Source organism: Mycobacterium sp., assembly GCF_019243155.1.
Lineage (GTDB): Bacteria > Actinomycetota > Actinomycetes > Mycobacteriales > Mycobacteriaceae > Mycobacterium.
The window spans coordinates 1-23,267 of record NZ_JAFAUS010000202.1 but is presented as its reverse complement, the minus strand read 5'-3'; the positions used below and the strand labels follow the sequence as shown (position 1 = coordinate 23,267).

At 63.6% G+C, this 23,267-nt stretch carries 24 protein-coding genes and 2 pseudogenes; 10 read left to right on the top strand and 16 right to left on the bottom strand.

Annotation, left to right across the window (positions count from 1 at the left end; genetic code table 11):
• The first annotated feature begins 63 nt into the window (after positions 1 to 63).
• Entirely contained in the window at positions 64 to 813 is a 750-nt protein-coding gene (locus JOZ00_RS10115; protein ID WP_293343298.1) for an alpha/beta hydrolase, read from the top strand.
• A gap of 43 nt (positions 814 to 856) precedes the next feature.
• Positions 857 to 1,804, top strand: coding sequence for a DMT family transporter (locus tag JOZ00_RS10110; protein WP_293343295.1), 948 nt, complete (start codon positions 857 to 859; stop codon positions 1,802 to 1,804).
• Here the strand turns inward: JOZ00_RS10110 and JOZ00_RS10105 are convergent.
• From JOZ00_RS10105 to JOZ00_RS10095, 3 genes are read right to left on the bottom strand one after another with little or no spacing between them, the layout of a single operon-like run.
• Complete coding sequence (locus JOZ00_RS10105) at positions 1,760 to 2,422, bottom strand: hypothetical protein (RefSeq protein ID WP_293343292.1); 663 nt, start codon at positions 2,420 to 2,422, stop codon at positions 1,760 to 1,762. The two genes, JOZ00_RS10110 and JOZ00_RS10105, sit on opposite strands and share 45 nt — an antisense overlap.
• Positions 2,419 to 3,021, bottom strand: a complete 603-nt coding sequence (locus JOZ00_RS10100) for a methylated-DNA--[protein]-cysteine S-methyltransferase (RefSeq protein ID WP_293343289.1) — start codon at positions 3,019 to 3,021, stop codon at positions 2,419 to 2,421. Before JOZ00_RS10100 ends, JOZ00_RS10105 begins: the two co-directional genes overlap by 4 nt.
• Complete coding sequence (locus JOZ00_RS10095; RefSeq protein WP_293343301.1) at positions 3,018 to 3,509, bottom strand: RNA polymerase sigma factor; 492 nt, start codon at positions 3,507 to 3,509, stop codon at positions 3,018 to 3,020. The genes JOZ00_RS10100 and JOZ00_RS10095 overlap by 4 nt, the downstream gene beginning before the upstream one ends.
• Positions 3,510 to 3,666: 157 nt before the next feature.
• Between JOZ00_RS10095 and JOZ00_RS10090 the strand changes: the two genes are divergently transcribed.
• Positions 3,667 to 4,179, top strand: a complete 513-nt coding sequence (locus JOZ00_RS10090) for a methylated-DNA--[protein]-cysteine S-methyltransferase (RefSeq protein WP_293343286.1) — start codon at positions 3,667 to 3,669, stop codon at positions 4,177 to 4,179.
• A gap of 13 nt (positions 4,180 to 4,192) precedes the next feature.
• Here JOZ00_RS10090 and JOZ00_RS10085 read toward each other — a convergent pair whose 3' ends face one another.
• A complete protein-coding gene (locus JOZ00_RS10085; protein ID WP_293343283.1) occupies positions 4,193 to 5,203 on the bottom strand; it encodes a phospholipase D-like domain-containing protein in 1,011 nt (336 codons plus the stop codon).
• Between the two features lie 110 nt (positions 5,204 to 5,313).
• Between JOZ00_RS10085 and JOZ00_RS10080 the strand changes: the two genes are divergently transcribed.
• Positions 5,314 to 6,135, top strand: coding sequence for an NmrA family NAD(P)-binding protein (locus JOZ00_RS10080; protein ID WP_293343280.1), 822 nt, complete (start codon positions 5,314 to 5,316; stop codon positions 6,133 to 6,135).
• On the opposite strand, the gene JOZ00_RS10075 is transcribed toward JOZ00_RS10080, so the two are convergent.
• The 3 genes from JOZ00_RS10075 to JOZ00_RS10065 form a co-directional block, all read right to left on the bottom strand.
• Positions 6,087 to 7,106 carry a zinc-dependent alcohol dehydrogenase family protein gene (locus JOZ00_RS10075; protein ID WP_293343277.1) on the bottom strand — a complete coding sequence of 340 codons (1,020 nt, stop codon included), beginning with the start codon at positions 7,104 to 7,106 and terminating at the stop codon, positions 6,087 to 6,089. The genes JOZ00_RS10080 and JOZ00_RS10075 overlap by 49 nt on opposite strands.
• A gap of 22 nt (positions 7,107 to 7,128) precedes the next feature.
• Positions 7,129 to 7,893 carry a TIGR02206 family membrane protein gene (locus tag JOZ00_RS10070; RefSeq protein WP_293343274.1) on the bottom strand — a complete coding sequence of 255 codons (765 nt, stop codon included), beginning with the start codon at positions 7,891 to 7,893 and terminating at the stop codon, positions 7,129 to 7,131.
• Positions 7,894 to 8,224: 331 nt separating this feature from the next.
• A complete protein-coding gene (locus JOZ00_RS10065) occupies positions 8,225 to 8,959 on the bottom strand; it encodes a hypothetical protein (protein WP_293343271.1) in 735 nt (244 codons plus the stop codon).
• A 179-nt stretch (positions 8,960 to 9,138) separates the two neighbouring features.
• Between JOZ00_RS10065 and JOZ00_RS10060 the strand changes: the two genes are divergently transcribed.
• Both JOZ00_RS10060 and JOZ00_RS10055 read left to right on the top strand, forming a co-directional pair.
• On the top strand, positions 9,139 to 9,594 hold the full coding sequence (locus JOZ00_RS10060; protein ID WP_293343268.1) for a hypothetical protein: 456 nt from the start codon (positions 9,139 to 9,141) through the stop codon (positions 9,592 to 9,594).
• Positions 9,595 to 9,628: 34 nt separating this feature from the next.
• Entirely contained in the window at positions 9,629 to 9,871 is a 243-nt protein-coding gene (locus JOZ00_RS10055; RefSeq protein ID WP_293343266.1) for a hypothetical protein, read from the top strand.
• Between the two features lie 15 nt (positions 9,872 to 9,886).
• Here JOZ00_RS10055 and JOZ00_RS10050 read toward each other — a convergent pair whose 3' ends face one another.
• The 4 genes from JOZ00_RS10050 to JOZ00_RS10035 all read right to left on the bottom strand — a co-directional run bounded on the left by JOZ00_RS10050 (position 9,887) and on the right by JOZ00_RS10035 (position 13,498).
• Entirely contained in the window at positions 9,887 to 10,897 is a 1,011-nt protein-coding gene (locus JOZ00_RS10050) for a zinc-dependent alcohol dehydrogenase family protein (RefSeq protein ID WP_293343264.1), read from the bottom strand.
• A gap of 110 nt (positions 10,898 to 11,007) precedes the next feature.
• Positions 11,008 to 12,000, bottom strand: a complete 993-nt coding sequence (locus JOZ00_RS10045; protein WP_293343261.1) for an ATP-binding cassette domain-containing protein — start codon at positions 11,998 to 12,000, stop codon at positions 11,008 to 11,010.
• A 3-nt stretch (positions 12,001 to 12,003) separates the two neighbouring features.
• Complete coding sequence (locus JOZ00_RS10040; protein ID WP_293343259.1) at positions 12,004 to 13,053, bottom strand: ABC transporter permease; 1,050 nt, start codon at positions 13,051 to 13,053, stop codon at positions 12,004 to 12,006.
• Positions 13,031 to 13,498, bottom strand: coding sequence for a hypothetical protein (locus JOZ00_RS10035; RefSeq protein ID WP_293343256.1), 468 nt, complete (start codon positions 13,496 to 13,498; stop codon positions 13,031 to 13,033). Before JOZ00_RS10035 ends, JOZ00_RS10040 begins: the two co-directional genes overlap by 23 nt.
• A gap of 338 nt (positions 13,499 to 13,836) precedes the next feature.
• Between JOZ00_RS10035 and JOZ00_RS10030 the strand changes: the two genes are divergently transcribed.
• The 3 genes and pseudogenes from JOZ00_RS10030 to JOZ00_RS10020 all read left to right on the top strand — a co-directional run bounded on the left by JOZ00_RS10030 (position 13,837) and on the right by JOZ00_RS10020 (position 18,141).
• Positions 13,837 to 14,241 (top strand): MmpS family transport accessory protein, encoded by a 405-nt coding sequence (locus JOZ00_RS10030; protein WP_293343299.1) that lies wholly within the window; start codon positions 13,837 to 13,839, stop codon positions 14,239 to 14,241.
• 59 nt (positions 14,242 to 14,300) lie between these two features.
• Positions 14,301 to 17,084, top strand: a pseudogene (locus JOZ00_RS10025) (RND family transporter); the annotation flags it as partial.
• 88 nt (positions 17,085 to 17,172) lie between these two features.
• Positions 17,173 to 18,141: an alcohol dehydrogenase catalytic domain-containing protein gene (locus JOZ00_RS10020; RefSeq protein WP_293343253.1), complete on the top strand. Its 969-nt coding sequence runs from the start codon at positions 17,173 to 17,175 to the stop codon at positions 18,139 to 18,141.
• 143 nt (positions 18,142 to 18,284) lie between these two features.
• Here JOZ00_RS10020 and JOZ00_RS10015 read toward each other — a convergent pair whose 3' ends face one another.
• The 5 genes and pseudogenes from JOZ00_RS10015 to JOZ00_RS09995 all read right to left on the bottom strand — a co-directional run bounded on the left by JOZ00_RS10015 (position 18,285) and on the right by JOZ00_RS09995 (position 22,588).
• On the bottom strand, positions 18,285 to 19,145 hold the full coding sequence (locus tag JOZ00_RS10015) for a helix-turn-helix transcriptional regulator (RefSeq protein WP_293343250.1): 861 nt from the start codon (positions 19,143 to 19,145) through the stop codon (positions 18,285 to 18,287).
• Positions 19,142 to 19,981 carry a helix-turn-helix transcriptional regulator gene (locus tag JOZ00_RS10010; protein WP_293343247.1) on the bottom strand — a complete coding sequence of 280 codons (840 nt, stop codon included), beginning with the start codon at positions 19,979 to 19,981 and terminating at the stop codon, positions 19,142 to 19,144. The genes JOZ00_RS10015 and JOZ00_RS10010 overlap by 4 nt, the downstream gene beginning before the upstream one ends.
• A 61-nt stretch (positions 19,982 to 20,042) precedes the next feature.
• A pseudogene (locus JOZ00_RS10005) lies at positions 20,043 to 20,225 on the bottom strand (XRE family transcriptional regulator); the annotation flags it as partial.
• 58 nt (positions 20,226 to 20,283) lie between these two features.
• Positions 20,284 to 21,813: a wax ester/triacylglycerol synthase family O-acyltransferase gene (locus JOZ00_RS10000; RefSeq protein WP_293343244.1), complete on the bottom strand. Its 1,530-nt coding sequence runs from the start codon at positions 21,811 to 21,813 to the stop codon at positions 20,284 to 20,286.
• Between the two features lie 10 nt (positions 21,814 to 21,823).
• Positions 21,824 to 22,588: an SDR family oxidoreductase gene (locus tag JOZ00_RS09995; RefSeq protein WP_293343241.1), complete on the bottom strand. Its 765-nt coding sequence runs from the start codon at positions 22,586 to 22,588 to the stop codon at positions 21,824 to 21,826.
• Positions 22,589 to 22,898: 310 nt separating this feature from the next.
• Here JOZ00_RS09995 and JOZ00_RS09990 point away from each other — a divergent pair.
• The coding region (locus tag JOZ00_RS09990; protein WP_293343238.1) for a QsdR family transcriptional regulator at positions 22,899 to 23,267 on the top strand (369 nt) is incomplete at its 3' end.

The following is a 23,267-nucleotide window of genomic DNA, read 5'->3' as shown; positions in this document are numbered from 1 at the left end:
CAGAGTCAAGCTGCGGCGGCGTGAGTAGCTTCGTCACGCCATCCTGTGACTGAAGGAGCCACCATGACTGTCGTTCTGGTGCATGGCAATCCGGAGACTGCCGCCATTTGGGATCCGCTGGTCGATGCGCTCGGTCGCGAGGACGTGATGCGGTTGTCACCGCCGGGCTTCGGAGCACCGCTGCCCGACGACTTCCCGGCCACCTACCTGGCGTACCGCGACTGGCTCGAGGGTGAGTTGGAGAACGTGGGTGAGCCGGTCGATCTCGTCGGCCATGATTGGGGCGGCGGTCATGTCCTGAACGTGGTGATGCATCGACCGGAGCTGGTACGCAGCTGGGCCAGCGACATCCTCGGATGCTTCGACCCGGACTACGTCTGGCACGACCTGGCGCAGGTGTGGCAGACACCCGAAGACGGCGAGCAGCTGGTCGACACGATGCTGGGCGGGACGCTCGAAGATCGCGCGGCTCGGATGGCCGAGGTCGGCGGGATGCCCATCGACATGGCGACCTCGCTCGCAGCGGCGCAGGGTCCGGAGATGGGTCGGGCCATCCTGCGGCTGTACCGGTCGGCGTGCCAGCCGCTGATGGCCGAAGCCGGCCGCGCTCTCGGAGACGCGGCGGCTCGACCCGGCCTCTCGATCCTGGCCACCGAGGACGACTACGTCGGCTCGGACGAAATGCGTCGTCGAGCGGCTGAGCGGGCCGGAGCGCACACCGAAGTGCTCGACGGGCTGGGGCACTGGTGGATGGTCCAGGACCCGGTCAGAGGGGCGGCGGCGCTGACCCGGTTCTGGGAAACGCTCGGCTGAGCGCGAAGTTAGCTGAACCGCGATGTCGGGTATCCACGAAGCCATGGGGTGGGTGACAGCGCACGCAACCGCAATCTTTTCGGGTTTGCTTGCCGCATTCTGGGCCGCGGTCGGCATCGTCGTCCGGCAAAGAGCGACGCAGGACGTTCCGGGTGACGAGGCCATGTCGTCTGCGATGGTGACGTCCCTGGTCCGACAGCCGCTGTGGTGGGCGGGGACGCTTGCCGCCATCGCTGGATACGTATTCCAGGCTTTGGCGCTGGCTCACGGATCATTGCTGCTGGTCCAACCCTTGTTGGTCTCGTCGCTGCTGTTCGCGTTGCCGCTGAGTGCGAGGATTTGCGGCGAACGAATCACCTGGGCGCAGTGGGGATGGGCGACGCTCCTGACGGCCGCGCTCGCGGTTTTCGTGCTCGTCGGCCAGCCCCGAGAAGGCCACAACCGGCCTCCGGTACCCGCGTGGACGCTGGCGCTGGCGATCACGGTACCGTCGGTGATCGTCTGCGTTGTCGCCGCTCACCGCGCCATCGGACGCACCCGCGCAATGCTGTTGGGGGTGGCGGTGGCGATCCTGCTCGGCATGATCGCCGTCGTGACCAAGATCTGCACGCACCGCTATTCCATCGGCGGATGGCACGCGCTCATGACCGTTCCCGCCCCCTATGTGCTGGTCGCACTCGCGGTGACCGTGACGGTGGTCCAGAACTCCGCGTTTCACGCCGGTTCACTGCAGGCCTCGGTGCCGATCATGTTGGTGGGGGAGCCGATCGTCGCGGTCCTTTTAGGTGTCGTCGTGCTCGGCGAACATCTGGCAGTGGGGAGCTCGGCGGCGCTGATCCTCGTGATCGCGGTCTTCGCGATGGTGGCTGCTACGGTCGCACTGGCCCGCACCCAGGCGATCGAAGTCGCCGGTTCACCAATGCACCGAGGGCGTCCGGACTCTGACTCAACCTCGTTGGCCGGCGCCGGTAGCCGTGGCCGCGTCGCCTAAGGCAGAGGCATCGATCTGCACCGGATAGCCCGCGCGGATTATCTCGATATTTGACGGCGGGGTGAGCACCGTCGTCGCCCCGGTACGAGGCCGTGGCAGCGTGTGAGAGTAGCTGTTGGTTTCCCGATCCCAGACCGCCACATGGTCGCCGACGACAACGGCAGGCCCGGACTCGGTGGCGACGAACACTCCGTCGGGCAGGCCGTCCCACTCGGCAAAATCGCCGGTCGCGCCGGTACGCTCGCGGTGCAGTTGGGCATCCATGTCCTTCGCGTAAACCGCTGCGCCACCATGAGTTTCAACCCACAGCGCCCGGTAACTGCGGTAGGCTTTATTGCGGCACTCGGCGCATGGTCGGTGCCCGGCGGCCAGTGCCACGGCCTCGTCGAGGAAGAACAGCGGCGTGTAGCGGTTGAGCTCCCACTGAGCCACCCGCCGACCGCGGAATGACAGCACGCACGTGATCCACGTCGTGTGCTGATGGTTGCGCACGACATCGCGAGTTCCGCGGCCCCGGTGCAGACGCCCGCGATTGCCCATCCACGCGCCGCGGCCCGACACCGCCACGACCTCGCCGAGCGGTGAGACGCGGTTGCGCGCGGGCGGCTGCGGCGTCATCCCGCCCGCTCCAGGTCAAGCAGTGCACGCTTGGCGACGGGCCCGCCGCGGTAGGAGCCGACGCCGCCGTCGGACCGGATCACGCGATGGCACGGCACGACGATGGGCGTCGGGTTGGTCGCGCATGCGGTTCCGACCGCGCGCACCGCCTTGGGAGAGCCTGCCAGTCGCGCGAGCGTTGCATAGCTGGCCGTGGTCCCAAAGGCGACGTCGGTGTTGAGGTGTTCCAGCACCGTGCGCCGAAAGCCTTGTGACAGCGACCAATCCAGCGTGACGTCGAACTGTTGCCGACGGCCGGCGAAGTACTCGTCAAGCTGCCGCACGATGGGATCCAGCCGCGCGGGCGCCTCGAGCATCCGGGGGCTGACACGCTCAGAGAGCGTCAGCAGCACGCTGTCGTGACCCTCGTTGGCGAACGCCAGCCGAATCAGTCCGCGCGGCGTGGCGGCGAGCAAGAGTGATCCGATGGCGGAATCCACTGTGCGATAGGCGATGTCGAGCAGATCGTTTGCCTGGGCGTCCGTCTCCAGACGAGCGTGCAGGCGCCGTAGGTGATCCGGATCGACGGGGTACAGGGGGGTGAGGCTGTGCGCGGTCATGTTTTGCTCCTTGCGGTATCGAGACGGGGATAGGTGCGGCGCAGCGTGGCGATGCCGTCGGCGGCGGCGCGCCGGGCCGCGGCGACGCTGCTGTCGAGGATGATCGCGATCTCGGCGTAGGGCAGGCCGGCCAGATAGTGGTAGGCCACGGCCTGGCGCTGTTTGGGCGGCAGCGCCCCCACCGCCGCATTCAAGTCGAGGTCGTGGCTGTCGGCTCGGTCGTCGGCGGGGGAGTCGGGGGTGTCGGCAACCGGGAGCGCTCGCCGCGCCGTCGCGCGGGTGATGTCGATGGCCTTGCGGTGCGCGATGGTGACCAACCACGCCTCGACATTGGCGTCGGCCGGCAACCGCGGATATGCCTTCATTGCGGCCAGAAACGTTTCCGACCAGGCGTCGTCGGCATCGGTGTGCCCGACCACAGCTCGAACGACCCGCAGCACCGTCGCGCCGTGCTGTGTCACAACCGCCTCAAATGGAGGTTTCACTATCTGGTCGACGGTCACCGCGGCTCTAGTTCCTCCCAAACAGGTAAAGCATCCCAACGAGTAGACGTCCATGCGTCATCAAATGTGAGAACGCAGCTTTTCGGGGTCGATCTCACGTTTCTGTGCCGTGCACCGTCTACGGCGTAAAGGAGGTCGAATGATGACTGCACGACACACCGTGATCGAGAGCCCGCTGGGCGAGCTGACCCTGGTCGCCGATGGTGACGACCTGACGGGTGTGTACTTCCGGCATCACTGGCACCCGCCGACAGCCGACGTTCTGGGGCAGTACGTGGACCCCGCCGGCGACGAGCTGTTCGGCAACGTTCGTGACCAGCTGGACGAATATCTGGCGGGAGTGCGCACCGAGTTTGATCTCCCGATCGCTTTGCGGGGCGAGCCTCGCCAGGTTCGCGTCTGGAATCTAGTGGGCGACATCGGCTACGGCCAGACGAGAACCTACGGCGAGCTGGCCGCCGCGGTGGCCGACGGCGCCACCGCGTACGAGATAGGCCAAACAGTGGGACGCAACCCGCTCAGCATCGTCGTGCCGTGCCACCGGGTCGTCGGGAAGGGCGGCGCGCTGACCGGTTACGCGGGCGGCCTGAAGCGCAAACGATTCCTGCTGGAACTGGAAGAACCGGCGCCGGCGGCCGCGGGCAGGTTGTTTTGATGCCGGCGCGCCGCTACTGCGCGGGCGCGGCGGCATAGTCGGCGTCGAAGGTGGCTTCCACCGCCGCAACGAGGCCAGGCGCGGTGCCATTATCCAGTGCGAGGGACAATTCGCGGTTTTCCAACAGGCTTGTCGTGCTGAGGTTTTGGCTGCCGATGATCAGATTGGCGTTGTCGGTGAGCAGAATCTTCTCGTGCATGTAGAGCCCGGTTTTGGTGTCCGGAAACTGGTGCACCGAGCAGCCGGCGGCGGACACCTCGGCCACCCCTTTGGCCCACGCGGGGTTTTCGGTGAGGACGATCCGGCACTGCACACCGCGGCGCGCGGCCTTGTCCAGCGCGCTGAGCACCGCGCGGTCTTTGAGTTCCTCGCTGGTGACATCGACGCTGGTGACGGCCTGGTCGATGTGTTGCAGGAAGCTGCCTCGGGCCTGCGGCGACCAGATGAGATCGGGCGCGGGAGTGGCGTCGGGCGCACGCCCGGAAGGGGGAGTGGTGAAGTCGGTGTCGAACGTGGCGGCGATGGCCGCGACATCGGCCTGGTTGCGATCGAGCACCCAGGCGTCGCGGCTGGTGGAGTAGTACTGCGGCGTGAGGTTACCGGTGCCAACCGCCGCGGTGGCGTCGTCGACCGTGATCGTTTTCTGGTGGTAGATCACGCCGTTGGGAGCCCACTTCACCTCGACGCCGGCGTCGCTGAGTTGCTGGAACGTGTCGGCATTGGTCTTACGGCCGTGGAATGCGGCGTCGAGGATGACCTTTGTGTCAACACCTCGGTTGTGATCGTCGATGAGCGCGTTGACCGCGGCGGGATCGGTGAGTTCGTACATGGTCATACGCACCGAGCGCGCCGCCCCGGCGATGAGTCCGACGATCGGGCCGTAACCGGCGTCCGGTTCCTGGATCAATTGATAGTCCGCGTCCACGGCGTGGGCGCGCGGCAGCGGTGACGTGGGGAAGACCACGCAGCCGGACCACGTCACCGCTGCCATGGCGAATACTGCGAACACCTCTCTAAGCGGCACGTCGTCGATGCTATTGGGGCCCACTGACATTGCCGTGCACATTTGCAGAGTTTTCAGCTTGCGCGATTGTGGGTAGGTCCGGGACAGAATTTCGACGGACGGAGCCGCGAATGAAAGTACTGGCGACCGGGGCGACAGGGCAGTACGCCCACCACGTCGTCACCGCTCTGGTAGCGCAGGGCGTCGACGTCCGCGGCGTCGTTCACGACCAGGCCAAGGCCGACGAGGCCCGCAGGGCAGGTGCGACCGAAACGATCGAGGTGGATCTGGCCGACACAGACGGGATCGCCGACGCGCTTCACGGTGTGGACGGGGTCTTCCTGATCACCCCCGCGTTTCATCCGGAGGCCACGACGATGGGGCTCAACGTCGTCAACGCCGCCGCCGACGCGAGCATCGGCAAGCTGGTCTACAACGGCGTCTACCATCCATCGCTTAGCCTGCCCAATCACGCGGGAACGCGACCGATCGAGGAGGCGCTCTACGCCTCCGACCTGGACTTCACGATCCTGCAGCCGGCGATGTACGTGCAGGCGCTCGAGGCTGCCTATAGAGATGCCCTCGAATCCGGGACCGTGACGGCGCCGTGGTCCAAGCACTCGAAAATGACCTACGTCGACTACCGTGATGTGGCGGAGGTCGCCGCGACAGCATTCACAGATCCGCGCCTGTCCCGCGGGACCTTTGAGCTGGCCGCGGGCGGCATGGTCGACCGGATCGAAATCGCCGAGATGATGAGCCGCGTCGCGGGACGTTCACTGGTTGCCGAGGACATGGATGATGCGCCCTCGGGGCCCGCGGACCTGGCCACGATGTTCGCCGACTACGACCAAGTCGGTTTTCACGGTGGCAATTCACTTGTGCTGCAGGCTATTCTGCAACGTCAGCCTCGATCGGTCGCCAATTTCATTGCCGGGCTCGGCGACAAGTGAGTCTTCATTTCCGTCACTTTCAGCAGGACCTTGCCGCCACGGAGGAGATGCTGCACCGCGTCCTCGATCTGCTCGAGCGGGTACACGGCCGCAACGGGCACAGCGAGGGAGCCGTCAGCCACCAGCGGTGCCACCTCACGGATGACAGGCACCACCTTCTCGCGGTAGTCGAAGTCGCCGACAAAGAAGCCGCGGACGGTGATGTGCTTAGCGACCAATGTCGGGGTGTCGACCCACATTGGTTCGTCCCGGGCCCAGGAATAGCTGACCAACAATCCACCATCGGACAGCAGACCAAGCAGCCGCCCCACGCCTGGACCCCCCACCGAGTCCACCGCCAGCGCCACTCGCGCGTCGCCGATGGCTGCTCGAACATCGCCGACCGCATCGTCGTTATCGAGATGCACCACATCGGCCCCGGCTGCCTTGAGCTCGGCAAATGTTGCGTCGTCACGGACCAGGTTGATCGTCTTCAGTCCACGAAGTTTTGCGAGCGCGATCAACGACCGCCCCACACCGGAATTCGCGGCGTTCTGAACCACCCAATCACCGGGTTGCAGACGGGCGCATTCACTGAGCATCAATCCTGCTGTCGGGGGGTTGCTGCCCAACATCGAGTACTGCTCGATGTCGCCGCCGGCGGGAAGTGCGAACAGGCCGTCGGCTGGTACGACGAGCCGCTCACGCCACGCGCCGGAATACAGGGGCAGCACGACCAGATCGCCGACCTGAAGTCCCTCGACCGCCGAGCCGGTGGCAAGTACGCGCGCGACCCCCTCTGCGCCGGGTATGTGGGGCAGGGGTGGTTGCGCTAGCGCGCCGAGGACAACCAGTAGGTCGTGTTTGTTCAACGGCGAGAACTCAACGCTCACCAGAACCTCATGCGGGCCCGGCGCCGGCGGCTCCTCGACGTCGACGACGCGGATCACCTGTGTGGGGTCGCCGAACTGTTCAATCTGGATGGCGCGCATATCGATCCCTCTCTTCTGAAGGTCAGGCCGCGGTGATTAGGTTGTCTGCGGCCCGGTTAGGTCCGAGCTGCCGCCTACGCACCCAGGGTGCGGTCATAAGTGCCCAGACCACGCCGACAATGACGACCTCTTCAAGTACGTAGTACGGCCAAGGTCCCAGGAAGTCGAGCATCGACGGGTTGAGGGGTTTCCCGTTGAGGAAGCCATAGTCGGTTCCGGCGATCCTGTTGAAGACGAAGGTGAACGCGCCCCACAACAGCGTCGTGACGACCGCGAAGCGGTAGCTGCGCCAGTCCGGGTGTATCCCGCGTCCCCATGTCAGGTAGATAGCGGCCCATACGACAAGCAGATGCAACGCGAAAAAGGTGAGGAAGCTATGGCCGGGGAAGTCCGGTGCGCTGAGATCCGGTGTGATCAAAGCCTGCGAGCTCAGGGGGAGGCCCCAGTAATAGCCGAGCGTGGCGGCCCACTTGCGCTGCGACCACAACGCGTAGGCAGCGGTGAGCTCAGCGACGTCGCACAGTTGCAGCGGCACCGAGTGCGCAATCGAGGGCTGGACCAGTTTGTACAACAGAGCCGCGCTGAATAACGCCAGGGTTACCGCCCCCAGAACGCGGCCGAAGAGCCGAGCCTGCGATTCGGTTTGGTGGCGTCCGAGCCAGATCAGCGCAGCGGACCCGATCGCGAAGATCGCCAGCACCGTCAAATGTGATGGGCCGTAGGCGGAGAACTGCCCTATTGCAAAGATCGGTGTCGAATTCGACGCCGTCACCACAGGAGGGGTCATGATTGGTCCTTCTCTCTAATCATCAAGTTAGTCAACGTCTTCGGACGTCGAGTAGTGAAGCCGCACGGCGCTCAGTGGCGCGATACCAGCGTGTAGCCTGCGATTCCGAACGTCAGGGGCACTGTTGCTAGTACTCCATACATTGCGCTTAACATCGTTCTCTCCTTACTGCTAATTCGGTTCAGGCTGTCGGCTTGGTGGCTGAGAGTTGATTCGCCATTCGGTCGGGCCTACGTCAACAATCGGCGCACTGCGAACGACGTGGGAATACCGCGTTAATACCTGTACTGGCAGGGACAGTCTCAGGGCCCGGCTGGCGACGCGGCAGAACTCAGCTCAGGCGAATGTCGCTGACATCGATGGACACCATGAGTTCGTCGGGCAGCAGCCGGCCGCGCTCATCGCAGCGGTAAGCCCGGCGCTTGGACGGCAGTTTGATTCCGTCGGCCTCAACGATGTCGTAGACGTATTGAATCGCAACGAATCGGCCCGCGACATCGACACGGTAGTCGTGGCGGCGCAGTAGGAAATCGCTGCCGAAGTAGAACTCCTGCAGGACGCTGTGGCTTGGGAACTGGTCCGGAAAACGCACCTGCAGTCCAAACCAGCGCTCGCTTTGGTCCTCGATCGGATTTATTTCGGCGACAGAGAATCCGGGCAGCGTCATGAAAAACGGAGTGGTCAAATACGTCCATAGTGCGTAGCCGTTGAAGTAGGCGCGCTGCAAGGGATCCCAGGGTGTCGTCAAGTCATGACCGGCAAAGGATTCTCGCGGGTCGCTTCGTTCGGCGACTACGCGACCGTCGAGTTTTTCGATGGCGACGCGCTGCGGCGTGAAGTCGGTTCTTTGGTCGGCTGCACCGAACGGATGCACCGAAGCCCATTCCCGTTGCAGCGCAACGGCCATTCGCCGAGGCGTGGGATCTTGCGGTTGACCCTTGATCTCCCAGAGCTTGCCGCCGCTGACGATGGTCGCCTCCATCGAGCTGAATTGGCGCCAGTGGTCCAGCCCGCCGTGCGCGTCGAGCACGGCGTCGAGCAGACCTGCATCAGCCTCGGGGGACATCGCTCGATCATAGGCCGTGAGTGCTCGTCTTCGAAGGGATCAGCGCCTCCCAGGGTGTCCCTGCGAGTACCACGTATCAACCGGGATCGGCTGCTCACCCGTTCGCCGGAATTTCAAAGACGTGGGACGCGCTCACGGTAGCGACATCGCACGAAAACTTTTATAAGAGAGGAAAGCTCATGTCCGTTATCCACTTTCACTCGGTGACGACGTCGACCCCCGAGCAATTCATTGCGGGACTCACCGACTTCGGACCGGGCCGATCGAAGGTCTTCAAGAACAGCGCCGATTCGTACCTGGTGGTGCACAGCAAGGGCTCTCATGAAGCCGACGTCACCGAAGGGTCGGGCGGGGTCTGGGAAAGGCTGAGCTACGACTGGTCTGACTCCCATCGCGTCATCCTCACGACTACCGATTCCAACGTATTCGGCGGAGCGTCGGGCTACACCTACACCATCACGCAGCAGCCTGACGGAACCACCGACGTGGACGTCGTCATCATTCGCGAGGGCAAGAACTTCAAGGGACGGGTGCTGTCGGCCTTGCTGGGAAGCGTCGCCAAAGGTTCTCTACGCAAAGCGTTCTCGAACAGTGTCAAGGCGATCGAGACCCGGAGCGCGGCAGGTTCTGCGTAAGCAGCTCACTGCGTCTGCAGAGAAAGGGTCAACGATGCTGAACGCAGCCTACGAGACAATGGCAATGGTGCCGCTGGCGTTTCTGAGTCTTCGGGTACGCGATGGCGTCGCGATGACCCCCACGCCGTCCCGGGCGATTGACGAACCGTTACGACGCGAAGCCAATGGCAGACTTGCAACGATAATCGACAGCATTCGCGCACGAAGAGCGCAAAAGCGCCGTGAGCTAATGGAATTCAGAGCCTGGCTGAAGATAACCGCGGAACCGTTCGGGTGAAGTAGTCGGCTCGGGCTAGGTATTGAAAACCAGCAGCGGTTTCCCGCCGTGTTCGGGAGCTTCGGCCAGATAGACCGCTTCGCTGAGCTTTTCGAGAGACATCGGCTGGCCCTCCGGCACGCGCAAAGCGCCGCTGTCGGCGAGGTGAACCGTCCGGTCAATCGCCGCGGCCATCCGATCTTTCGGGCTCTCGGTGAACCAGCGGAACAGCCAGAACCCGCGAACGGTCTTTGTCTCGTAGATCAGCGAGCGCGCGAAGATAGGGATGGTGAGTTTGTCGGGGTCGGTTTGGCGGTGGGTGGACAGCGCGCCGTAGACGACCAACTCGCCGTGCGGTGCCAGCGAACGCGACACGTCCGCACCTACCTGACCGCTGACACAGTCGATCGCCTTGGACACGCCCTCGTCGCCGGTTATCTCGGCCACCCGCTCGCGTAGGTCCTCATCTTCCGTGCAGATCACCGCGGTGCCTCCCACTGCCAGGATCTCCTCGACAGCGGATCGACGGCGGACCACGTTGAGGGTCTTGAAGCCGACGTGAGCTCCTAATTGAATGACCGACTGGCCAACGGTGGAACCGGCAGCGGTCTGCAGGAGCCATTCACCCTGTTGAACATCGAGTACCTCACCGGTCAAGATCACGGCGGTGAGCGGATTCGCGAGAACCTGGGCGGCCGTGGAGTTGGTCATGCCGGTGGGTACGGGCAAGACCTGCCCGGCATCCGCGACGACATACTCCTGCCAGGTGCCCTTGACGCCGATCGTGATCACGCGTTGTCCGACAGTCAAACCGCGTGTGTCGCTTCCGACTTCGTCGATCACGCCGACGGACTCTATTCCGGGCACCGTAGGGAATTCCGGGACGAATCCGTATCTGCCGCGGATCGTGTGCAGATCGCTGGCATGGACGGGAACGGCTATCACGCGGATCCGGACCTGGCCGGGGCCGGGTTCCGGAACCGGGCGTGTCTCTATCTGCAGGACGTCGGAGGGTTCGCCTACCGTGCCGGCGACGACAGAACGCATCGTTTGCATGATGACACTCCTTCGGTCGGAACCAGATCCCGCGCTGTGTGCGTAGCGTCGGCTCTGATGCTGCCACCGCGGAAGGGTTGTCGGGCCCGATTCCGACGGGTCTAGTCCATGGCCGGCTCGCGCCCCTCGACGTGGCCGTGCGCAGCTGCGGCGCCGAGGTGTTGCCGAAACGCCGGAACGCTGTAGCCGATCACCGCCGCGTTGCTGCGTGCGCGCACCGTGGCGGAGCGTGGCAGCCCGAACAGCGGGCCTATTTCGCCGAAGTGGTCGCCCGCCTTGGCGACTCGGACCACTTCCTGACCGCCGCCCGCTCGCTGCCGAAAGATTTCGAGCTCGCCTTCCGTGACAAGGTAAATCAGGTCGGCCAGCGCGCCCTCGTTGAACAGGACCGTCCCGGCGCTCAATTGGATGGTTTCGTGCGCGCGGTTGACCAGGGTGGTCTTCGGTGCCAGCTCGACTACGCGGTCTGCCAGCGGCAGTAACCGGGAGTCGTGGGTGGCCACGACCACCATGCGGTCGCCGCTTGCGAGCTCGCGGATCAACCGAAGCATCTCCTCGACCTGGAGGTAGTCCAGATGTGCTGTGGGTTCGTCGGCCAGGATCAGCGGCGCGTCGAGGGCAATCGCGCGCGCCACGGCAACGCGTTGTTGCTGGCCCCCGCTGAGGTCGCCGGGGCGATGATTCATCCTGTCCTGCAACCCGACTCGAGTCAGCAGCTCCTCGGCGCGTTCGCGCGCGGCGATGCGCGAGACTCCGGCCGCGCGCAACGGTACGAGAACGTTCTCGAGCGCCGTCAGGCTCGGTACGAGATTGAACGCCTGGAACACGATGCCGACGTTGTGGCGCCGGTAGTGCGTCATAGCGCGGCGGCTTAGCGCGGTCACGTCTACGTCCCCGACGGTGATCCGACCGGACGTGGGTGTCAGCAGTCCGCCGAGGCAGGACAGCAATGTTGTTTTCCCGCACCCGCTAGGGCCGAGCAGGACGGTCAACGAGCCGGCTTCGAGCTCGAGGTCCAGGCCGTCGATTGGCCGAATGGCGTTGCCGCCACTGGGGTATTCGACGACGAGGTTGTCAATGCGTACACCGTTCATGATTTACGGACCTCCAAATGCGATTGCGGGATCAACGGCGGCAGCCCGCTGTACTGCCGTGGCACTCGCCAAGAGACCAACCCCGACCGCGATGACCGCCAGAAGCGGATAGGCCGAAACGGGCTCAATGACGTTCATTGGGAACAGAGGTGCGAGCAGCCGTGCCAGTCCCGCACCGAAGGCCGCGGCAAGGACGGCGACGACGATAGCCTGCAGTACCAGGCTGGCCAGAACCGATCGCGTCGCAACACCGATCGCCTTGAAGACCGCGAAGTCACGCATTCGCTCCAGCGCGGACAGGTAGACGACACCGCCCACGATCAACCCCGCAACGATCCATAGGAGGATGGCGACGATCCTGATGGCCTGGACCGCAATTCTGGTCGGCCGCATCAGGTCGTCGACCGCAACGTTTCGTTTGACGATCCGGTAACCGTCGGGGACCTGCGTCAAAGTGCCCCGAATGCCGATCGACGAGATGAGATGCTGGCCGCCGAACTCCAGTTGTTGTACGCCTTCGGTCGTCACGAAGAGGTTGGGCGTCTTCGCCAGGGCGGTGGAATTGTCAACGACGCCGACGATCAGCATTCTGCGCGAACCTACTTCGAGCTCTTCGCCGACCTTCCGTCCGATCGTGCTCGACACCGCGACCTCGTCGGGGCGCGACGGCGCCCTGCCCTCGGACATAGCCGGCATACCCGGACCCCCGGCGGGTGCGCCGAACATGGCTCCCGGATGCGTGGAGTCATTGTTTTTGAATGTCGCACCCTTGTACGCGAGCGGAGCCGCGGCCACAACACCCGGGGCTTTGGCGATCGCCTGCAGTTCTGCTTCTGGGAACGGCGCGGAGCCCAGGAATGGGCCCGTCGCACCGGATTTGATCAAGAACATGTCGACGCCAAGAGAATCGACCGTGCGCTCGTCCTCCACCCGGAAGCCGTTTGCGAGTCCGGTAAGGACAAGCGTCATCGCGAATACGAGGCCCGTGACCACGATCGCGATCACGAAACGCCATTTCCGCCACTGCATATCACGCAACGCGGTGAATAACATGATCAGCACCAACTTTCTGTGTCCGATGAGAAGCGGGTAACCGTCCATCGCAATTGAAATACTGTGCTGCGGTGAAGTTTTGATGTTGGTCCAGGTGTTCACCACGGCGCACACGTCGCTCTCTGCCGATAGCGACGCACAGCGTGACGAGCACGCCAAAAACGGTCGAAGCTGCCGCGGTCGCCGGGATGACGTGGAACCACGTTTGACTGGTGAGATGTGAACTACCCTGCGCGGCGAAGCGACTCAAAAACACCAAAGCGTCGGAGATGTCGAATTGGGAATGCTTCATCGCCTTTGTTGCGGTGAGCCCACTGAGGCCCGAGCCGGTCGCAATGATGCGACGATGCCGGCGACTGAAGTGAACGGTGGTGGCCGTGACTGGCCGCAGGCCTATCTCCAGGTACGCCTGGGGCGACGCCGGCGAGGTCATTGTGACGGGCATGGCGTCCTCCCTCTTCTGTGGTGTTCCGAAAGCCCGTCGCTCGGGCCGTGCATTCACCATCCGCGGGGAACGGATCGAGTGGATATGCCGCGTTGATCCCAGGTACTGGCGGGGACAGGCTTAAGACACCCGGGTTGTTCGAAAATTTGACTATCCGGAAAACGAAAACGATGTAAGCTCTGCAAACACACCGACCGGGTAACAGCAACGGAGCTGGGCCACGGGGCCAGCTTTGCGCTGCACCTCGTCGGCAGGTCATACCAGGTCGGAGGGTATTGGCTGTGGACGCGAAGCGCCGTAAGCGGCGAAGCACTGGCAGTATCTTCAGCAAGCTATGGCTGCCGGCGGCGATCCTGGTGGTGGCCGCGGTTGTCGTGTACGGCGTGAACATGGTTCGACGCTCGTCTGAGGCGATCAGCAATCCACCCGCGCCGCCATCCATTCCCCCAACGGTCGTGCAGATCAACCCCAAAAACGTCACCTACGAGGTGTTTGGATCTCTCGGCAATGGCGGAAAAGTCGTTTACGCGAATCTCAACAGCGAGCCGATCGAGGTCACGCTGGCCTCGTTGCCGTGGTCGCATTCGGAAACGACGATGGCGTCTTCCGCCAGCCTGAGCCTCGTGGCGCAGGTGGACGGCAGTTCGGTGGGCTGCCGGATCCGAGTCAACGGCGAGGTCCGCGATGAGCACGCGGTCGCTCATGAGAGCGCCGCAGTGGCGTGCACGGTGACGGCGGCATGAATACCGCTGAGCCGCAAACACAGCCGATACACACCGGCCAGGTGAGGCCGCCTCGTGTAGCGAGATTGCTTCGTACCCTTGCAATTCCGATTCTCGTGTTCTGGGTGTTGGCCGCCGTCGTGACGAATGTGTTCGTGCCATCCATCGAGAAGAACACGGCGGCGAATGCGGAAGCCGAGGTCCCGCGGGAAGCGCCGTCGTCGCAGGCGGCGATCGTCGAAGGCCAGGCCTTCCATGAATCCGACTTCACAAGTGCCGCCGTCATTCTGCTGGAAACCCACGGCCGAACGCTCGGCGAGCAGGACCACCGGTACTACGACGAGCTAGTGCGGCGACTACTGCAAGACAAGCAGCATGTGCAGTCACTGCTGAATTTGTGGGGCAAGCCGGTGACGATGTCGGGGCAGCAGAGCGCCGACGCCAAGGCCGCGACGCTCACCGTTCGACCCACCGGAGATCTGGGCGACGCCGCCTCGAATCACTCGATCAACGCGATTCGCGACATTGTGGCGAAGGTTCCGAAACCGAGCGGCCTGGATGTGTACGTCAGCGGGCCGTCGCCACTCGCCACCGATACCCTGCACGCCGCCGACGAGAGCCTGACCACGCTGACGCTTGTGACGATCGTCCTGATCATCGTGATGCTGCTCATCGCCTATCGCTCGCCGACGCGCGCCGTGATACCACTTTTCGGCGTGCTGATCGGACTGGCGACGGCACGCGGCGTGGTGTCATTCCTGGTCGGGCTTCATGTGCTCGGCATCTCGTCATTCGCCACGAACATGGTTGTGGCTTTGGTGCTCGGCGTCAGCACCGACTACGGCATCTTTTACATGGGTCGATATCACGAAGCGCGCCGATCGGGGTTAGGCAAAGAAGCCGCCTACTACACGGCGGTGGCCAACACACAGCACGTCATCATGGGTTCGGGTCTAGCAATCTCCGGGGCGACACTGTGTCTGAGCCTGACCAAGCTGAATTACTTCCGCACCCTGGGGCCGCCGTGTTTCGTGGCGATGGTCGTCGCCGTCGCCGCAGCGCTGACCCTCGGGCCCGCTCTGCTCACGCTCGGCAGCAAGATCAGATACTTGGACACGCCAAGGCCGACGAGCCGAATGTGGCGGCGAATGGGCACCGCTATCGCCCGCTGGCCGGCCGCGATCATCGCGGTGGCGGCTCTTATAATCCCTTTGGCCATAATGAATCTCGCCGCATACAAGGTGAGTTACAACGACCGGGATTTCGCGCCCGCCAGCGTCGAGTCCAGCAAGGGTTACGCCGCCGCCGACAGGCACTTTCCGAAGAGTCAGCTGTCCACCGACGTGCTCTACGTGCAGGCGGATCACGACATGCGCAACACCACCGACATGATCTCGTTGGACCGGATTACCAAAAGCATTTTCCGCGTCCCGGGTATCGCTATGGTGCAAGGCATTACGAGACCCAACGGCCGAGCCATCGAACACGCTTCTCTCCCTTATGCACTGGGCTCGCTGGGGACGAAGATCGGTGAGAACATCGGCTTTCTCCGCGATCGCATCGCCGACATCGACACGCTCGCCGCCAAAACGGGCAGCGTCATCCAGTCCACCAAGCGACTGGAGGAGATAACCAACCAGTTGACCGTCGGCACCCACATCTCGCGCCAATCCGCAGAGCAGCTAAAAGCTCTCAGCGAGGAGGCCCGCGACCACCTTGCCGATTACGACGACATCTTCAGGCCCATGCGTACCTACCTCTACTGGGAGAAACACTGCTTTGACATCCCAATATGTTGGGCGATTCGGTCACTCGTCGAGTCGGTCGACAGCGTCGACAAGATCACCGACGAGTTCGGAAACGAGGTGCGAGGCCTCGCCATCATCGACACCGTCACACCCCAGATCGGAACCCAGACCCACGCCATTGCTACGAACCTGGAAACGATTCAATCGTTGACCCTGACGCTGCAAAGCACCCTGCACTCGCTCATCCCGCAGTTGGATGTCTTCATCCATCCGTTGGTCGACTTGGCGCAGTCCTTTGACAATGCGAAGAACGATGACTTCTTTTTCCTGCCGCCTGACGCCCTCAACACCCCCGACTTCAAGGTAGGCCTCGACTTCTTCATGACGCCCGATGGAAAGGGCTCCCGCATCATCGTGTACCACGACGGTGAGGCCATGAGCCCGGTGGGCATCAAACAGATACAAAACGTGGCTACCGCCGCACAGGATTCCCTCAAGGGCACGCCGCTGTCAAACGCGAAGCTCTACGTCGCGGGCGCCTCGTCGAACTATCGGGACATTCAGGACTTCTCCTACAACGATCTGGTGATCATGATGCTCGCGACGTTTGGACTGGTGTTCCTGATCGTCTTGGTCATCACGAGAGCGCTCGTCGGCTCAATCCTCGTGCTCATCACCGTGATCCTGTCTTTCGCCGGAAGCCTGGGATTGTCGACCTTGATCTGGGAGACGCTGCTGGGCATCAAACTGCACTGGCTGACCATCCCGATTTCATTCATCGTGCTTGTCGGGGTGGGGTGTGACTACAACCTGCTGCTGCTTTCTCGTTACCGGGAGGAACTCGGCGCGGGCATCAAGACCGGGCTGATCCGGGCGATGGCCGGCTCCGGAAACGTGGTCGTCACGGCGGCCTTTGTGCTTGCGGGCACCATGCTTGCACTACTTTCCAGCGACGTGATCAACATCGGTCAGTCGGGCTCGACGATCTGCGTCGGATTGATTTTCGACATGATGGTCGTGCGCCTGTTCCTGGTGATGCCGCTCGCCCGGATCCTGGGCCCCTGGTTCTGGTGGCCGCAGCGGATTCCAAGTCGATCCAGCCTGGCGGCAACGTAATCGGCGCTGGGTGAGCAATCGAACCGGGAAGGCGAAAATGTCTACATACCGTGCATACGAAGTCTCCGGCGAACGACGATTCCGCCAAGTGGAGCGGGAGCGCAGGGAACCATCAGCGGGCGAGGCGCGGTTGCGGGTGCACGCGTGCGGCGTCTGCCACTCTGACTCGCTTGCGGTCGAAGGATTGCGACCCGATCCGTCGAAACCTGTTGTGCCGGGCCACGAAATGGTGGGATTTGTCGAAGCCGTCGGTCCCGGCGTGACCGCCTGGCAGGAGGGCGACCGGGTTGGTGTCGGCTTCCTCAACGGCCACTGTTCCGAGTGCGAGCCGTGCCGTCGCGGTGCATTCGTCAACTGCGCAAATCAACAACAGACGGGCACCACCGTCGATGGGGGATATGCCGAGGTGGCTTACGCACGCGCCAGTGGTCTTGTTCGGATCCCCGCCGAGATGGACCCGCTCGACACCGCGCCGTTGCTGTGTGCCGGTCTGACCGTCTACAGCGCCCTGCTGCGGGCTGCCGCACGCCCCGGTGCATTGATCGCCGTCCAAGGGATCGGAGGACTCGGGCATCTGGGCATTCAGTACGCCGCCACGCTTGGCTACCGAGTCGCGGCCATCGCTCGCGGTGGCGATAAAGCCGCGCTCTCAACGGAACTCGGGGCCCACCACTACATCGACAGCAATGCCGCGGATCCCGCTGCTGCGCTGCGCGAACTCGGCGGCGCGGTAGCGATCATCGCGACGGCAGCGAGCGGCGCCTCGATGTCGCCGCTGATCGCAGGGCTGGCGCCGGGCGGCCGGATGATGGTCGTCGGCGTAGGTTCAGACCCCATCGAAGCTCAGACCGCTGACCTTGTCTTGAGCACGCGATCGGTTACCGGCGCGCTAACGGGCAGCTCTATCGAGAACGAAGACAACCTGTTGTTGGCGTGCCGCCGTGGGATTCGCTCCATGAACGAAGTGATGCCGCTTGCCGACGCGCCGAAGGCCTACGAACGTATGATGTCCGGCCGGGCACGCTTCCGCGTCGTACTCGACGCCCGTGCAGCGTAATACTTTCGCGGCAAAGCGGAATGGATGGATGGATGGATGCGAGCGTGCAGCGGAGCCTAGGCCGGTTCTGCGTCTTACGCATGTACCAAATGCGCTGATTTGTAACGATGTTGACTGCTATCGCCTTCTTTACAGGTAAGCGGTCAACGCCCATCCCCGGCAGGTAGAGCACTGGTAGACCCAGCCGCCAGGCGCCGCAACTGCTCGAGCGCTTGGGCGGATTCGCTGCCAGGTTCGGCCCGATACATGAGCAGATGCTGCCCCAGCGCATGCGGAACGTGCGGCACGTTGAGCTGGTTCCGGCACAGGTACAACTCGCCGACTAATGGATGGTGCAGCCGCATGACTCCCAACGAGTAACCCACGTTCGCACGGGCCCAAAGCTCACGGAAACGCGGGCTCTTGGAGGACAATTCAGCGATCAGGGTCTGCATTCGAGGATCATCCGGATAGCTGCCGGCAAGTTCCCGTAGACCACTTACCGCGGCATTGGTCGCCTCATCCCAATCGACGTAGAGCTCCCGGGCCGCAGGATCTAAGAGGCGCCAGCGCAAGAAGTTCTGTCCCGGAACAAATCCCGGTGACAGCGCTTGGGCGATCGGATTCGCGGCCAGGACGTCTTGGTATCTACTAGCCACGATTGCGGGGAACGGCAACTCGTCGATCAGCTGATCCAGTCCTTCGACCACCGCGTCCAAAACGGAGCGATCCCAGTGGCTGATGGTCGGGTTAGCCAGTTGGTGCAGGTACCTCGTTGCCTTGATGTCCAGTTGCAGAGCCCGCGCGAGCGCCTCAACAACCTGCGGGGACGGTTTGGTGTCGCGTCCGACTTCCAGTCGGAGGTAATACTCGGCACTGATGCCCGCCACCATCGCCAACTCCTCGCGGCGCAAACCCTCTACGCGTCGGCGCATTCCGGGGACCAGCCCGACATCCTCGGGCCGCACCAGTTGGCGCCGTGCCCGCAGGAAATCGCCCAGGGCATTGGTTTTCGACGCCGTCAATGCGTCTCCTCAGCTGACGGAGCGTTGGACGTCAGGGAGCGCAGTTTCTCGAGCGCCTTGGCCGAATCGCTGCCGGGTATGGCGCGATACATCACCACGTGCTCCCCGCCGGGATATGGCGCGTTGAGCCGGCTCCGGTGCAGATACAGCTCGCCGACTACCGGGTGACAGTAATGATGGATTCCCAGGCGGTAGCCCACATCCGCGCGTGCCCAAAGTTCGCGGAAACGTTCACTGGCGGAGGATAGTTCGGCTACCAGCGCCCGCATCTCTGGATCGTCCGGCCACCGGCCACCGAGGTCGCGCAACCCGGCGACCGCACTAGCGGTCGCGTCGTCCCAGTCAACGTAAAGCTTGCGGGCGGCGGCGTCTAACAACCGCCAGCGCAGGAAGTTCTGTCCCGGAGTGAACTCCGGCGACAGAGCCCGTGCCATCGGATTGGCTGCCATGACTTCCAGGTACCTATTGGCCAGCGCGGCTGGCAACGAGAACTGATCGATCACCTCGGGGAAGGCGTAGGCCGCTGCTGCTTCCACATGGCAGAGATCCGATCCGGTTGGCGCGGCCAGGTATTGCAGATGTTGTCTCGACAGCGGGTCCAACCGCAAGGCCTGCGCGAGCGAGTCGATAACCTGCTGCGACGGGTTCTTGTCGCGGCCTACTTCCAGTCGTAGGTAGTACTCGGCGCTGATGCCGGCGAGCATTGCCAGCTCTTCGCGGCGCAAACCCGCGACGCGTCGGCGCGCGCCGGGGATCAGCCCGACGTCTTCGGGCCGTATCTGCTGGCGCCGTGCGCGCAGGTAATCACCTAGTGAGTTGGCTTTCACCGTCACCATTCGATCGCCTCCCGTGACCGCAGTTCCTCGAGTGCTTTGGGCGAATCGAATACCGGGGTGGGTCGCGTCCCACCTCCAGTCGCAGGTAGTACTCGGCGCTGATGCCCGCGAGCATTGCCAGCTCTTCGCGGCGCAAACCCGCGACGCGTCGGCGCGCGCCGGGAATCAGCCCGACATCCTCGGGCCGTACCTGCTGGCGCCGCGCGCGCAGGTATGCACCCAGCGCGTTGGCCTCGGTGGCCATCGTTTGAGCTTAAACCTGCCTGCCGGGGAACTAGCGGCACTTTGCTGGATACTTCTGTTCAGCAGATGACGTCGGGTTCGTCGGGCCTGATGTTCCTGCGTCGAGGGTGAGGCGGCTGGGGGTGCTGCGCCCATTGGGCTCCGCTGGCTTCGAACAAACGGCCGATCTCGTCGATGTGCATGTCGGCGAGATCCCACACATCGGGGACCAGGTCGCGGTCGACGATGAAACCGAAGTCGAGCCGGTCGAGGTAACTCACCACCGTGATGTTGAGTCCCTGTCCGTCGGTGACGATCGAAACGGGGAACTGATGGCACAGCTTCGCGCCCGCGAAATACAGCGGTTGGCGCGGCCCCGGCACATTGGAAATCACCAGGTTGAACGGTTGTGCGAAGCGGTCAGCCAGCCGAAGCCGCGACGCGAGTCGCACTGCCGAGGTCGCCAACACCGGAGTGGAGAACTGGGTCAGGTCGACGAGCTCGTCGGCCGGCACCATGTCGAGCGTGCGCTTGGCTTTTCGCATCGCCTCACTGCATCGGACAATGCGTTCCAGTGGGTCGGCACAGTCGGTGGGTAGTTCGGCGACCAGACCAGAGACACGGTTGGTCCAAGGGTCGTCCTCGGTGCCGGTGCGGGTCGACACCGGCACCATGGCCCGTAGCGGACGATCAGGCAGGGCGTCATGAGACAGCAGGTACTGGCGAAGCCCGCCCGCGCAGATTGCCATCACGATGTCATTCACCGTGCCTCCGGTGGCGTTCTTGAGCGCCTTCACATTCTCCAAAGACGTTGTGCGCATCGCGAATCGGCGGTGACTGGTGATCGACCCGTTCCACGGGGTGGGCGGCGCCTGCGTTGTCGGCAGGGAGATGCGCGGTCCGTCGGCGCGGCCCAATCGGGCGACGACCTTGACCGCCGCCCCGGCCTGCCTGGCCGCACCGCTGACGCTGTTGACACCCGCGGTGTCGGCGACTTTACCAACGAGCCGCGCTTGGACTCGCAAGGCCTTGAAGGGATTTCGAGCCAATTGGACCGCCGTGCGCCGCAACAGTTCCACGGTGCTTGGGAGAGGCTCGGCGTCCCAAGGGGGACTGTCGCCCGGTGGCAGGGCGTCGGGGTTGAGATCGGTGAGGATCTGCAGCATGAGCTGCCCGGCGGCGCCGTCAATGGTGGCGTGATGATATTTGGTGAGTAGTGCCCAGCGTCCACTGTGCAGGCCGTCGATGACGTAAACCTCCCACAGTGGACGGCTCCGATCCATGGGGCGCCCGACGATCCGGGAAACCTGTTCGGCCAGTTGATCAACCATGCCCGGCTTCGCGAGATGGATCTCCCTGATGTGAAAGTCGATATCGAAGTTGGCGTCAGCGACCCAGTACGGACGGTCAAGTCCCAACGGCACTTCGACGAGGCGGCGGCGCAGCGGTTCGAGCTCACCGATCATGGAGGCGTATTTGGCGTGGACGGCCGCGAACGGGTCATAGTCTGCGCTGGGCCGCTCGAAAATCATCAGGCCTGTGACGTGCCCGAAGGTTGTCGGCGTTTCCATGTACAGAAACGTCGTGTCCAGGCCGCTGAGTTGCTTCACGAATGGCTCCTTAGGTGGTCAGCATTCCGCCTTCGACGGGCAGCGTTATTCCGGTGATGTAGCTGCTCGCGTCGCTGGCGAGGAATAAGAGTGCGGCGCTGAGTTCTTCGGGTTCACCCAGGCGTTGACATAGCGTGCGAGGCAGGATCGCGGAGTCGAAGTACTCGGCCTCGAACTGGTCCGTCATCTCAGATGCGAAGTAGCCGGGCGCGATCGCGTTCACGCGAATACCCTTGCGCGCGGTCCATTGCTGGGCAAGGTCTCGGGTCAGGCCGATCAGTCCCGCCTTGGATGAGGCGTAGGCGGCCTGGGGGAGACCAGCGGTGGTCAAGCCCAGCACGCTGCTGACGTTGATGATCGAGCTGCCCGGCCGCATTACGCGGCCGCATTCCTGCGCCATCCAGTAGCAGCCGTTGAGATTGAGGTCGATGACCGATCGGAACTGTTCGGGGGTTTCGCGGGTGGCCGGCACCGCCGTTCCGACCCCCGCGTTGTTGACAAGGATGTCCACCCGCCCGAATTCGTCCATCGCGGCGCGCACCAGCGCGTGGCAGTCGCCCGGGTCGGTCACATCGGTCTGAACCGCGACAGCTTTTCCGCCGGCGGCCTCGACCAGTGCGCGCGTGTCCTGCAGGCGGTCGACGCGACGAGCACCGAGCGCCACATTGGCGCCGGCCTCGGCCAGCGCCTGCGCGAACGCGACTCCCAGCCCACTGGACGCACCGGTGACGACGGCAACGCGGTCATCGATTCGAAAGCGATCAAGAACGGGCACGGCAAGACTCCTTTTGTGATGGTCCGATCGGGGTCTACGCCCGCTCTACAGCAGTATGCAACAGATATGAATATGTTGCATATAGGCGACGGATAGGACCTTCGTCACACGGGCAGTGCAACAAACGTCTGTTCATGGCTTGCTTTAATCCATTTCTGCACAGAAACATTGAGGCGGCACAACTTAGTTGCGAGCGTTGAATCGCTGCTCGTCCGCGCGACGACGTGCAACGCTTGATAGTGTGTTGCATGCGTCCGGAGGTCCCTGACGCCACTGGAGGTGCACGATCGGCGAAACGCCGCTGTCCCGCATGTTGGCGGAAGAACGCAAGCCCGACGCGTTGGACGCATTCCGGGTCGCCCGGCGATGGTTCATCGCCGGTCGCCGCATCGAGATGCAGGAGCTGGCCGCCGAGCTCGGCGTCAACCGCGCAACCCTGTTTCGCTGGGTCGGCGGCCGCGATGACCTACTCGGGGAGATCTTGTGGTCGCTGGCAGAGCCGACACTCCTCGGTGCGGTCCAGGCCTCCGACGGTAAGGGGTCCGCGCTCATCACCGAGGCGATCGGCCACTTTGCGGCCATGCTCGACCAAGCCGACTTCCTTCGCGCGTTCCTGCGGCGAGAGCCGGAGCGCGCGCTGAGAATTCTCACCACCCGCGCCGGCACGGTCCAGGGCCGC